A 12,656-nucleotide genomic window follows, 5' to 3' on the forward strand; every position below is an offset into this window, starting at 1 on the left:
CCCGATGAATGACACCCTCGCGGGATGGCTCCAGGTACTCGCCCTGGTGATCGCGCTATGCCTCTCGTTCCGCCCGCTGGGCGGCTACATCGCCCGCGTCCTGACCACTGATCATCATTGGGCGGCTGAACGCCTGATCTACCGGGCAGGCGGTGTGAACGGCGACGCCGACCAGAAGTGGTCGGTATACCTGCGCAGCATCCTTGCCTTCTCCGCAGTGTCGGTACTGTTCCTGTACGCGTTTCTGCGTCTGCAGAACCATCTCCTGCTGTCCCTGGGAATGAAGCCGGTCACCACGGACCAGTCGTTCAACACCGCGGCGTCCTTCGTCACCAATACCAACTGGCAGTCGTATTCCGGCGAGTCGACGATGGGCCATCTGGTCCAGATGGCGGGCCTCGCGGTCCAGAACTTCGTCTCCGCGGCCGTGGGTATCGCCGTCGTCGCGGCGCTGATCCGGGGCTTCAGCAGGAAGACGACCGATCGCGTCGGGAATTTCTGGGTGGACCTGACACGAATCGTGCTGCGCGTTCTGTTGCCCCTTGCGTTCGTCTTCGCGATCGTTCTGGTGGCCGCCGGTGCCGTTCAGAACTTCCATGGAATCCACGACATCACCACCATCGCCGGCGGGCACCAGAGCATGACCGGAGGCCCCGTCGCCTCCCAGGAGTCCATCAAGGAACTGGGCACCAACGGCGGTGGTTTCTACAACGCGAACTCCGCGCACCCCTTCGAGAACCCCAACGCCTTCACCAACCTGATCGAGATCTACCTCATGCTGGTCATCGCGTTCTCACTCCCGCGGACTTTCGGGACGATGATCGGTGACAACCGCCAGGGCTACGCGATCGTCGCCGTGATGGCATTGATCTGGGGCGCATCGGTCGCCATCGTGACCGCCAACGAGCTGCACAGCGTAAGCAGCACGGCCGGTCACGCGGCCGGCGGAATGATGGAGGGCAAGGAGACGCGGTTCGGGATCTGGGCCTCGGCCCTGTTCGCTGTGTCGACCACCCTCACGTCGTGCGGAGCGGTCAACTCCTTCCATGACTCGTACACGCCGGGCGGCGGCGGAATGACGATCTTCAACATGATGCTGGGGGAGATCGCGCCCGGCGGCACCGGCTCCGGGCTCTACGGGATCCTGATCCTGGCGATCGTCGCGGTGTTCGTCGCCGGACTGATGGTCGGTCGTACGCCCGAGTACCTGGGCAAGAAGCTTCGGGGCCGGGAGATGAAGTTCGCCTCGCTCTACATCCTGACCACGCCCGCGCTCGCGCTGGTCGGTGCCGGGCTGGCGATGGCATCCCCGGGGGAGAGGGCGGCCATGCTCAATTCCGGGCCGCACGGCTTCTCCGAGGTCCTGTACGCCTTCGCGTCGGCTGCGAACAACAACGGCTCGGCGTTCGCGGGGCTGAGCGTCAACACCGTCTGGTACAACACCACACTTGGTGTGGTCATGCTCGTCGGCCGGTTCCTGCCGATGGTGTTCGTCCTGGCGCTCGCCGGTTCGCTCGCCGGGCAGCAGCCTGTTCCGGTCACCGCGGGCACCCTGCCCACTCACCGGCCGCAGTTCATCGGACTGTTGGCCGGAGTGATCCTCATCGTTGTCGGTCTGACGTACTTCCCGGCGCTCGCGCTCGGGCCGCTCGCGGAGGGTCTGCACTGATGTCCACGACCGCCACACCCGCTCCCACCCCGCCGAGCGCCGGGCGTCAGCAGCACCGGGTCTCGGGCGGCCTGCTCGATCCCAAGCAGCTTCTGACGTCCTTCCCCGACGCCCTGCACAAGCTGGATCCGCGCTCGATGGTCCACAACCCCGTGATGTTCGTGGTGGAGGTCGGGGCGCTGCTGACCACGCTGTCGGCCATCAGAACTCCCAGCGTCTTCGCCTGGGTGATCACGGCGTGGCTCTGGCTGACGTCGGTCTTCGCCAATCTCGCCGAAGCCGTGGCCGAGGGACGCGGCAAGGCCCAGGCGGAGTCCTTGCGCCGCGCCAGGACGACGACGATGGCCCGCCGTCTCACCGGCTGGCGGCCGGGCGCGACCGACGCCGCAGAGGAGGAGGTTTCGGGTGTCGATCTGCGACTGAGCGATCACGTCGTCGTCGAGGCCGGGCAGATCATCCCCGGCGACGGCGATGTGGTCGAGGGCATCGCGAGCGTCGACGAATCGGCCATCACGGGCGAGTCGGCGCCGGTGATCCGCGAGTCGGGTGGCGACCGGTCGGCGGTCACGGGCGGCACCAAGGTGCTCTCGGACCGGATCGTGGTGAGGATCACCTCGAAGCCGGGGGAGACCTTTATCGACCGGATGATCGCACTCGTGGAGGGGGCCGCGCGGCAGAAGACGCCGAACGAGATCGCGCTCAACATCCTGCTGGCATCCCTCACGATCGTCTTCCTGATCGCGGTGGCGACCCTGCAGCCCTTCGCCATCTTCGCAGGGGCCGAGCAGACCATCGTCATCCTTGTCGCCCTCGTAGTCGCCTTGATCCCTACGACGATCGGCGCGCTGCTGTCGGCGATCGGCATCGCGGGCATGGACCGGCTCGTGCAGCGCAACGTGCTGGCGATGTCCGGGCGTGCGGTGGAGGCCGCGGGTGACGTCAACACGCTCCTGCTCGACAAGACCGGCACCATCACCCTCGGCAACCGCCAGGCCGCCGAATTCCTGCCGGTGGACGGGGTGAGCGTCGAGGAACTCGCGGACGCCTCCCAGCTGTCGTCGATCGCCGACGAGACGCCCGAGGGCCGTTCGATCGTCGTCCTCGCCAAGCAGGAGTACGCGCTACGTGGCCGTAGCGAGGGAGAGCTGGCCCAGGCACAGTTCGTACCCTTCACCGCCCAGAGCCGGATGAGCGGTGTCGACCTCAACGATCCTCAGGAGAACCGGTTCTTGCGCAAGGGAGCGGCAACGGCAGTGATGCGCTGGGTCCGCGAAAACGGCGGCCACCCCACGGCGGAGGTCGGCGGCATCGTCGACGGAATCTCTGCGAGCGGCGGCACCCCCCTGGTCGTCGGCGAGGTGATCCGGCATGGCGATGCGCCCGGTGCACGCGTTCTCGGCGTCATCCATCTCAAGGACGTCGTCAAGGAAGGGATGCGGGAGCGGTTCGACGAGCTGCGCCGGATGGGCATCAAGACCGTCATGATCACGGGCGACAACCCGCTGACCGCGAAGGCCATCGCCGAGGAGGCGGGAGTGGACGACTTCCTCGCCGAGGCCACGCCCGAGGACAAGATGGCACTGATCCGGCGTGAGCAGGCGGGCGGCAAGCTCGTCGCGATGACGGGCGACGGTACGAACGACGCGCCCGCGCTGGCTCAGGCGGACGTCGGCGTGGCCATGAACACCGGCACCTCGGCCGCCAAGGAGGCCGGGAACATGGTGGACCTGGACTCCAACCCGACCAAGCTCATCGAGATCGTCGAGATCGGCAAGCAGTTGCTGATGACCCGCGGTGCGCTGACGACCTTCTCGATCGCCAACGACGTCGCGAAGTACTTCGCGATCATCCCGGCGATGTTCGCGGTGGTCTACCCGGGCCTGGACAAGTTGAACATCATGCGCCTGCACAGCCCGACCTCGGCGATCACCTCCGCGATCGTCTTCAACGCGCTGATCATCATCGCACTGATCCCGCTTGCGCTGCGTGGCGTGCGCTACCGGCCGTCCTCCGCCGCGAAGCTGCTCAGCCGCAACATCTGGATGTACGGGCTCGGCGGGCTGGTACTGCCCTTCGTGGGCATCAAGCTGCTCGACCTCTTCATCCAGTTCATCCCCGGCCTGCGCTGACAGACGGCCCGACGAGAGAAGAAGGCGATCCCACGGTGCGCACCAACCTTCCCCGCGTACTCCAGCGCCATCTGACCGCCTTGCGGATGCTGCTGGCGTTCACTGTGATCACCGGCATCGGCTACCCGCTGCTCGTCACCGGCATCGCTCAGGCAGGTCTCTCCCACCAGGCCAACGGCTCCCTGCTGACGACGAACGGCACACCGGTGGCCTCCGGCCTGATCGGCCAGAGCTTCGCCCTGCCGAAGAAGAATCCCAACGACGCGAACGAGCCGCTGCGCCCCGACCCCAAGTGGTTCCAGCCCCGGCCGTCCGCGGGCGGCTACGACCCCATGAACTCCGGCGCCTCCAACCTGGGCCCGAACAACACCGACCTGATCAGGACCGTCAGGATCCGCCGCGCCGCCGTCGCCGCCTTCGACGGGGTCCCGCCCGAATCCGTCCCCGCGGACGCCGTCACCGCCAGCGGCTCCGGGCTCGACCCGGCGATCTCCCCGGCCTACGCCTACGAACAGGTCGACCGTGTCGCGAAGGCCCGCCACCTCGCCCCCGCCAAGGTCAAGGCGCTGGTCGCCCACCACGTCCAGGGACGTGTTCTCGGTTTTCTGGGTCAGAAAAGCGTCAACGTCGTCGAACTCAACCATGCTCTGGCCGGCCTGATGTGACCAAAATGTGAGGGTGCCTGTGCGACGGTGGCCAAGGCGAGGACATACATCGGAGTGGGGCGTGACATGGACGTGGGTGCCGTGGTCGTTCTGGAAGGGATCGCCGCGTTCGGCGGCATGTTCGCCGTCCTTGTGGGGGCCTACGGCTTGCGCCAGGCACGGCGAGTGAGCGAGACGGGCGTGCGTGTCCAGGCGCTCGTCAAGCGACACCCGGGAGAGGCCCGTGGGGAGTCGGCCCCGCTGCGCTCGCTGCTCCAGTTCGTGACGGAGGACGACAGGGTGATGGAAGTCGTCTGTCCCGTTCCCTCCACCCGGCGACAGCCGTTCAGTGACGGCGACTACGTACATGTCTCCTACGATCCGGCCGACCCCAGAAACGTCGTGGTCCACGGGCGGGAACGCTTGGGCCCTGACCGCGCATTCATCGCCGGGGGCGCCCTCGTCGTGCTGCTCTCGGTGACTCTGCTCGTTGTCGTGGTCGCGGGTCGGTGACAGATCCGGAGCGCTTCTCGTCGTGCCCCTTCCGGGCGGCGTCCAAGCAGAGTTCCGCCGAGCCGGTCGGTGCGGATTACGTCGGCTCCGAGGCCGGCGAGGGTCACACAAGGGAGGGCGAACTTCTCCAAATCAGCGCGAAAAGAACATTCTGCCCCGTGAGGTGACTCATTCCGTGTCCTGGTGGGGCGTGGGGTCCGATCGCTGGATGCGCTCAGGTGGCACCGTTTGAATGATCAAAGTAGCGGGGGGTTAGCATATGAGCACCGCCTAGCTCGAAAGATAAACCTGTGACTGTCAATGAGGACTCGTTCACCAGCTGGAAGAACCGCGAGAGGATCGCGGAGTCGATGATCCCGATCATCGGGAAGCTGCACCGGGAGCGGGACGTCACGATCCTGCTCCACAGCCGCTCCTTGGTGAACAAGTCAGTGGTCAGCATCCTCAAGACCCACCGATTCGCCCGGCAGATCGCCGGTGAGGAACTCTCGGTCACCGAGACGCTGCCGTTCCTGCAGGCTCTCGCCACGCTCGATCTCGGCCCTTCCCAGATCGACATCGGCATGCTCGCCGCAACGTACAAGACCGACGACCGCGGTCTCTCGGTGGAGGAGTTCACCGCCGGAGCCGTCGCCGGCGCCACGGGTGCCAACAAGATGGAGCGCAGCGAGCCGCGCGACGTCGTCCTTTACGGCTTCGGTCGCATCGGCCGCCTCGTCGCCCGCCTGCTCATCGAGAAGGCCGGCTCCGGCAACGGCCTGCGGCTGCGCGCCATCGTCGTCCGTCAGGGCGGCGACCAGGACATCGTCAAGCGCGCCTCCCTGCTGCGCCGCGACTCGATCCACGGCCAGTTCCAGGGCACGATCACCGTCGACGAGGCGAACAGCACGATCATCGCCAACGGCAACGAGATCAAGGTGATCTACGCCAACGACCCGTCGGAGATCGACTACACGGCGTATGGCATCAAGGACGCCATCCTCATCGACAACACCGGCAAGTGGCGCGACCGCGAGGGCCTCTCGAAGCACCTGCGCCCCGGCATCGACAAGGTCGTCCTGACCGCTCCGGGCAAGGGTGACGTCCCCAACATCGTGCACGGCGTCAACCACGACATGATCAAGCCGGACGAGCAGATCCTGTCCTGCGCGTCCTGCACCACCAACGCGATCGTCCCGCCCTTGAAGGCGATGGCGGACGAGTACGGCGTCCTGCGCGGCCACGTGGAGACCGTCCACTCGTTCACCAACGACCAGAACCTGCTGGACAACTACCACAGCGCCGACCGCCGCGGGCGCTCGGCGCCGCTCAACATGGTCATCACCGAGACCGGTGCCGCCTCCGCCGTAGCCAAGGCGCTGCCCGACCTCAAGGCGCCGATCACCGGCAGCTCGATCCGGGTCCCGGTGCCGGACGTCTCGATCGCGATCCTCAGCCTGCGGCTCGGGCGCGAGACCACTCGCGAGGAGGTCCTCGACTACCTCCGCAACGTCTCGCTGACCTCGCCGCTCAAGCGCCAGATCGACTTCACCACCGCCCCCGACGCGGTCTCGAGCGACTTCATCGGCTCGCGCCACGCCTCGATCGTCGACGCCGGCGCCACCAAGGTCGACGGTGACAACGCGATCCTCTACCTGTGGTACGACAACGAGTTCGGCTACTCCTGCCAGGTCATTCGCGTCGTCCAGCACGTCTCCGGGGTGGAGTACCCGACCTACCCGGTCCCGGCGGTCTGATCTCGGCGGACTGTCCGATCCGGTGCCCCTGCAGGTTGGGCGGCGGTGGGGCGGCAACCGATCCCGATGGGCATCCGGTTGCTCTCCCACCGCCGGCCGGGCTGGTGTCGGCCTCGCACCGGCCAGGGAGCTCGCCGGCACTCGGATGCCGCCGAAGACGTGGTTGACGAGGGATGACGGCCTCGGCCTGGGGCATTTCAGTCTCCAGCAGCGTGAGCAGGTCCTCACGCCAGGAATGTCGTAGTGGTCGCCACGAACCGGTCGGCGTCGTCGAGCCAGGGGTAGTGGCCAGCCCCCGGCTGCACCACGAGTGTGGCGTCAGGGAACAGCCCCGCGAACTCGGCGGCCGACTGAGGTGGGCTGTTCAAGTCGCACTCTCCGGCGAGCAGCAGGACGGGGGCCTCGCAGGAGGCAAGCGCCGCACGAGTGGTCTCCGGGCTGAAGGCACCCTCGGCCGCGAAGAGAGCGACAGCTTCCTGGTTGCTCGGCCGGCCGGCTGCATGGTGCTTCTGTGCCGCGGCGTCCCAGCGGCCGTAGAAGAAGGGGGCGATGGCCTCCGAGTCGCTGCCCGTGCCCGTGGTGAGCGCCTCCAAGGCGGCGAACGCCGCCGGGAACCACGGCTCGTTTCTACGAAGCTGCGCGAGCTCGCGTCGCGTCTCCCCGGTGATCGCTATACCGACAGCTCTCGTGCTGGGGCCGATCAAGGCGAGCTTGCTGACGTTCTTCGGGTACCGAGCCGCGTATTGCGTCGCAATATTCGTGCCGGCGGAGTGGCCGAGCAGGTCCATCCGGGGAAGCCCGAGGTGTTCGCGCAGTGCCTCGACGTCGTCGACCAGGCGATCGCAGCGGTACGAAGAGGTGTCGTCGGGAATCGCGGACCGGCCGGTGCCGCGCAGGTCCAGGACGATCAGTCGGCGGTGCGTGGACAGGCCGCCGAGGTCACCGAGGTAGCGGGAGTCCGTGGGACCTCCCGGGAGGCAGACGACCGGGTCGCCGTCTCCGGTCATGCGATAGGCGAGCAGGGTTCCGTCAGGTGCGGAGAAGGTAGGCATGACAGGAACCCTGCCAGCCATAACCAGGTTATACAACCCGGTTATGGCTGCGGAGTGCTCGGGTATATAACCGAGCTATGGCAGGCGATGAGGACACGCATCAGAACCCCGAGACGCTGACCGAGGAACAGGCCGAGCGGATGCTCGCAGGCATGAACGAGGTCATCCGTGCGGGCGAGGAGATGCGGAAGCTGCGCACCGAAATGATCAAGCTGTTCGCCGGCTTCGGCTGGACCCAGGACAGAATTGCCCAGCTCACCGACATGAGTCAGCCCGCTGTGTCCAAGCAGGTGACGAAGTACAGGACGGGCGACCCACTGCCCCCGACGAACCTCTCCCTCGATCAGCACGACGAGCCCTGGCTCGAAGGACGCCTGTGGGGCCTCGCCGAGGAAATCTCCGAGACCTTCTACGACACCGCCCGCTGTACGCGATACGTCCACGCCATCGCCCGGGGAAAGAAGCGCTTCACGCCCCAGAACATCGACGAGTTGCGGCGCCTCGTCGAAGAGGACCTGATGCTGCATCAGGCAGAGATGCCCGGCAGCTACCGGAACGCCTACGACCAGATCAGCCGTGGTCTCGACGTCCCCTCGAAGGTCACGTCCACCGCTTCGGCCTCTGTGCGTCGCGCCCTCGCACACCAGATCCAGCGCGACCGTCTGAGGGGCGACGCCTGACTCTCGCGGATCGGTGGCCGTCCGGCCACCGCTCAACGGCAGGTATTCCAATGGATCGCCGTGGTGGCACGTTGTTACAGTCCGCGAATGACTCGACGTGTTCCCGCCACAGGCGGCGAAAAGGAAAGTTTGCGCATCAGTCTCGACCGGCACCGCGATGTCGTGCTCTGGAAACTCCAGGGTCTCGACGAGGATCAGGTGCGACGGCAGATGACGCCGTCCGGGACTTCCCTGTTGGGGCTCGTGAAGCACTTGGCGGCCACTGAGTACGGCTGGTTCAGCGAGACCTTCGGACGCGAGACGGAACCGCTTCCGTTCGACGACGACGACTCGGAGGCCGATCTGCGCCCGACGCCCTCGGAGACGACCGCGGACATCGTGGCGTTCTACGGCCGGGCCCGTGCCGCGTCCGACAAGGTGATCGACGAGCTGGAGATCGACAGCGTAGGCACCGCGTGGCACGGCGAATCCGTGTCGCTGCGCTGGACGCTCATCCATATGATCGAGGAAACCGCGCGTCACGTCGGGCACATGGACATCGTGCGCGAACTCGTGGACGGGCGAACCGGCGACCACCCGCGGGACTGAAACCGCATCGTCCGCTCCTGACCGCGCCGCCGTGGCATCCGGCATGTGATCCCGGAGAAGTCGGACCCCAAGTCCGCCCGCCGGCCCCTGCGCTCGGTGCGGATGATGCGTTTCTTGAAGTCATGGTTGTGCCAGGAGTCGGTGCGCTCGGCAACCCGGCGGGCGCGGGCTCAACTCCATTCCGTCGCGGCGTGCCAAGTACCCTTGCGACGTGACGATGCGCAAGACCGGCGATGTGACTGTTGACGCGATGATCGAGGACCTCAGGACACTCGTCGAAATCGAGTCTCCGTCGCGCGATCTCGACTCCTTGGTGGCATCGGCCAAAGCCGTCGCCGCTGTCATCGAGTGCCGCCTCGGTGGGCAGGCCGTCCTCGTTGAGAGCGAAGCCGGGCCGCACGTCCACTGGTCAGCCGGTGAGGATCCCGAAGTGCTGATCCTCGGTCACCATGACACGGTGTTTCCGCTCGGCACCCTTGAACGCCGCCCGTTCATGGTCGAGGACGGGCACGCAACCGGCCCCGGGGTCTTCGACATGCTCGGCGGTCTGGTCCAGGCCGTTCATGGCCTGGCGACGCTCGATGACCTGTCAGGCATCGAGATCCTGGTGACCGCCGACGAAGAGGTCGGCTCCCGCTCCTCTCGAGCTCTCATCGAAGAACGAGCCCTTGCCTGCGGCGCTGTACTCGTGCTCGAGGGGGCTGCTGACGGCGGAGCCCTGAAGACCGGCCGTAAAGGCTGTGGCACGTTCCAAGTCTCCATCGCGGGCCGGGCGTCGCACGCAGGCCTTGAGCCCACGGCCGGGGTCAACGCTCTGATCGAAGCGGCGCACCAGGTGCTGGACATCGCAGCGCTCGGTCGCCCCGATATCGGCACGACGGTCACCCCGACCGTCGCGTCCGCAGGAACCCTGGACAACGTCGTTCCCGCGGAGGCGACCGTCATCGTCGACGTCCGGGTCGAGTCGGCCGGCGAGAAAGACAGAATCGAGTCTGCGTTCGCGGCACTGGCTCCGCACCTCGATGAGGCGGAGATCGCGGTTCAGGGAGCGATCGGCCGGCCTCCGATGCCCGAGTCGGCGTCGGCCGAACTCTTTGCGGTGGCCAAGCAGCTGCTTCCTGACCTCGAAGGCAAGGCAGTCGGCGGCGGGAGCGACGGCAACTTCACGGCCGCACTGGGGGTGCCCACACTCGATGGCCTGGGAGCCGTCGGGGGCGGTGCCCACGCCGACCACGAGTACTTGGTGATCGAAGCCATGGCCGAGCGGGCGAACCTCGTTGCTGGACTGGTGAACGCGATTCGCGTCAGTCGGAGGTGAGCACTGCGGCTCCGTTCACCCGGTCCGCGGCCAGGTCGGTCAGTGCTTGATCAGCCCGGTTCAGGGGATACCGGCTCACGGTGACCTGGATACCGATGCGCTCGGCGAGATCGAGGAACTCGCGGCCGTCCTGGCGGGTGTTGGAGGTGACGCTGCGCAGATTCCGTTCCTGGAAGAGATGCCGCTGGTAGTTGAGCACAGGAATGTCGGAGAGATGGATTCCGGCGATCGCGAGGGTGCCCGACCGGTCCAGCGCCTCCATAGCCACCGGGACCAGGTCACCCACCGGAGCGAACAGGATCGCCGAGTCCAGCGGCTCGGGTGGACTGTCGTACGCACCGCCGACCGATGAGGCACCCAGGGACACGGCGAGTTCACGCGCCTGCTCGGAACGCGTCATCACATGCACGGTTGCGCCCTCGGCCAGAGCTACCTGGGCGGCCAGATGGGCCGACGCGCCGAAACCGTAGATTCCCAGCCGGCCGCCCGTCGGCAACGCACTCCGCCGCAACGACCGGTAGCCGATGATTCCGGCGCACAGGAGAGGAGCGAGCAAGGCTGCGTCCTGTGCCTCGGGGAGGCGATAGGCGAACGCCTCGGGAACGAGGACCAGGTCGGCGAATCCGCCGTCCTTGTCCCACCCCGTGTACGTGGACCTCGGGCAGAGATTCTCCCGTCCCGCGCTGCAGTAACGGCAGGACCCGCAGGTACCCCGCAACCAGGCGCCGCCGGCCCGGTCACCCACGCGGAACATGCTGACCGCCTCGCCGACGGATGCCACACGGCCGACGATCTCGTGGCCGGGAATGGTCGACGGACGGTGGGGGGTGAGATCACCCTCGGCGAGATGCAGGTCCGTGCGGCAGACTCCGCAGGCTTCCACCTCCAGCAGAAGTTCATCCGGGCCGGGCGCGGCCACTGGGCGATGTGCCGGTACCAGGGGACCGGTACGCATGGGCCCAGGTGTCCCGACGGCCCAGCCGCTGAGCATCTGTGTGGCGTGGTCGGATCGCCCCATGGTCCCAGCCTGCGGCTGCCGGGCGGGTCCGGCAAACCGGCCGTCGTCTCGTTCGAGCAACGCAGCTCCCGTGCGCGGCCGACGTGGACGGATCGGAGTGCAGCCTGCTGGTACCGGGCTGGTCAGCGGCGGAAGCAGCGCGGATGCGGCCAACGCCCTGCCTGTAGTTTCTCGGCTCGCCTCGTGACGTTCGGTCCGGGATGGTTCTACGGCTCGATCGTCAGTACCTGTTCCCAGGGGCGGCGTGGTGTGCGGGGCCCCGCCGGGCCGTATCCCATGCGGATGATCATCTGTGCGTGCCCCGTGCCGAAGACGGGGTCGCGCAGGATCCACCGCAGGTCCGGCCATTCGAGGGGCTGCGTCGCGAACGAGGTGGCTACCTCGTGGAGCGTGGCGGTGAGCAGGACACGTTCCAGGGCCTGGCCGGCGCGCAGCCAGTCCACGGGGCGGTCGCCCGCGGTGCTCAGAAGGGCCAGCTGCGGCCGGCCTTCGAACGGGACGCGCGCTCGGCCCGCCAGGACGGCGGTGCCCGCGAAGTCGCGGGTCGTCGCCCGTCCGGACGCGTCGCAGGGTCCGAAGGCGTAGTCCGGGACCCCGTCGACGGGAGCCTCTGCCTGGGTGTCCCGGGTCCATTGGTGCTGCTCCGCTTCCCGCGCCGGGTCCCCTCGGTCGTATCCCTCGGCGTCCCGGATCAGTTCCAGCACGGTCTCCAGATGCGTCGGGGTCAGGAACGAGAAGTCCGCTCCTTCGGCGCGGGCAGCGTCGGCGAAGAGCAGGCGGATGTCCTCGGGTACCGCCCGGGCGTCGAATGGGTACCGGCTGGTGTGCCGGTCCCGGATGGCGCGGTGGAGTCCGACGAGCGCGGCATCCCGGGGCTTTTGGGGGGAGTCGCTCAGGTGGTTGCTCGCCAGGAATGCATGGTCCGAAGGGACGGGCAGCAGTGTGGTCTCCATGGAGAGTCCCTGATGGGCTGCGGAGACTCGCAGGTTCAGGAGGGCCGCGCCGCATCCCACGTGCAGTGCGCGGGTGGAGGGGTCGGCCTCCGGCATGGCACGATCGAAATCCGCCCGAAGAGCGAGAGTGCGGCTGGAACGTTTGTAGTCGAAGTGCCAAGGCTGGGCATTGTGCATCGAGGGTGCTGCGGTGGCATCGGAGACGAGGCCGGCCAACGTCGTGTCGTCGAGCGTCTGCGCGAGCATCGGGGGCCTCCCGGAGAGCAGGTATCGGTTGAGGCACCTTCAGGATGAAGTGGGCGTCCTCCCCGGGGGTATGGGCCGTTCGTCCCTGGGCCGGGCCGGACGGCCCCTCG

Annotated in this window: 11 protein-coding genes; 8 read left to right on the top strand and 3 right to left on the bottom strand. The window is 67.3% G+C overall.

The window, feature by feature from the left end; all coding sequences use genetic code 11:
* Positions 1-4 precede the first annotated feature (4 nt).
* From kdpA to ACWCP8_RS06935, 5 genes are all read left to right on the top strand, one after another.
* Positions 5-1,669 carry a potassium-transporting ATPase subunit KdpA gene (gene kdpA / locus ACWCP8_RS06915; protein WP_451114632.1) on the top strand — a complete coding sequence of 555 codons (1,665 nt, stop codon included), beginning with the start codon at positions 5-7 and terminating at the stop codon, positions 1,667-1,669.
* The gene (kdpB, locus tag ACWCP8_RS06920; protein ID WP_451114634.1) at positions 1,669-3,798 is read left to right on the top strand and encodes a potassium-transporting ATPase subunit KdpB; all 2,130 of its coding nucleotides are present in this window, start codon (positions 1,669-1,671) and stop codon (positions 3,796-3,798) included. The genes kdpA and kdpB overlap by 1 nt, the downstream gene beginning before the upstream one ends.
* Positions 3,799-3,833: 35 nt before the next feature.
* Complete coding sequence (kdpC, locus tag ACWCP8_RS06925; RefSeq protein ID WP_451114636.1) at positions 3,834-4,463, top strand: potassium-transporting ATPase subunit KdpC; 630 nt, start codon at positions 3,834-3,836, stop codon at positions 4,461-4,463.
* 66 nt (positions 4,464-4,529) lie between these two features.
* Positions 4,530-4,955 carry a hypothetical protein gene (locus tag ACWCP8_RS06930; RefSeq protein WP_451114638.1) on the top strand — a complete coding sequence of 142 codons (426 nt, stop codon included), beginning with the start codon at positions 4,530-4,532 and terminating at the stop codon, positions 4,953-4,955.
* A gap of 290 nt (positions 4,956-5,245) precedes the next feature.
* Positions 5,246-6,691 carry a glyceraldehyde-3-phosphate dehydrogenase gene (locus ACWCP8_RS06935; RefSeq protein WP_352263300.1) on the top strand — a complete coding sequence of 482 codons (1,446 nt, stop codon included), beginning with the start codon at positions 5,246-5,248 and terminating at the stop codon, positions 6,689-6,691.
* A 224-nt stretch (positions 6,692-6,915) separates the two neighbouring features.
* On the opposite strand, the gene ACWCP8_RS06940 is transcribed toward ACWCP8_RS06935, so the two are convergent.
* Positions 6,916-7,743 carry an alpha/beta fold hydrolase gene (locus ACWCP8_RS06940; RefSeq protein ID WP_352263302.1) on the bottom strand — a complete coding sequence of 276 codons (828 nt, stop codon included), beginning with the start codon at positions 7,741-7,743 and terminating at the stop codon, positions 6,916-6,918.
* A 77-nt stretch (positions 7,744-7,820) separates the two neighbouring features.
* On the opposite strand from ACWCP8_RS06940, the gene ACWCP8_RS06945 reads away from it, so the two are divergent.
* The 3 genes from ACWCP8_RS06945 (at position 7,821) to ACWCP8_RS06955 (ending at position 10,329) form a co-directional block, all read left to right on the top strand.
* A complete protein-coding gene (locus ACWCP8_RS06945) occupies positions 7,821-8,423 on the top strand; it encodes a sigma-70 family RNA polymerase sigma factor (RefSeq protein WP_356000956.1) in 603 nt (200 codons plus the stop codon).
* Positions 8,424-8,510: 87 nt separating this feature from the next.
* Positions 8,511-9,011 (top strand): DinB family protein, encoded by a 501-nt coding sequence (locus ACWCP8_RS06950; protein ID WP_451114641.1) that lies wholly within the window; start codon positions 8,511-8,513, stop codon positions 9,009-9,011.
* 217 nt (positions 9,012-9,228) lie between these two features.
* Positions 9,229-10,329 carry a M20 family metallopeptidase gene (locus tag ACWCP8_RS06955; RefSeq protein WP_382835106.1) on the top strand — a complete coding sequence of 367 codons (1,101 nt, stop codon included), beginning with the start codon at positions 9,229-9,231 and terminating at the stop codon, positions 10,327-10,329.
* Here the strand turns inward: ACWCP8_RS06955 and ACWCP8_RS06960 are convergent.
* Positions 10,316-11,347 (bottom strand): zinc-dependent alcohol dehydrogenase family protein, encoded by a 1,032-nt coding sequence (locus ACWCP8_RS06960; protein WP_451114643.1) that lies wholly within the window; start codon positions 11,345-11,347, stop codon positions 10,316-10,318. The two genes, ACWCP8_RS06955 and ACWCP8_RS06960, sit on opposite strands and share 14 nt — an antisense overlap.
* Before the next feature lie 206 nt (positions 11,348-11,553).
* Positions 11,554-12,546, bottom strand: a complete 993-nt coding sequence (locus tag ACWCP8_RS06965) for an Acg family FMN-binding oxidoreductase (protein ID WP_451114645.1) — start codon at positions 12,544-12,546, stop codon at positions 11,554-11,556.
* Between the last annotated feature and the right edge of the window lie 110 nt (positions 12,547-12,656).

The organism is Streptomyces sp. NPDC002206, from assembly GCF_053593595.1.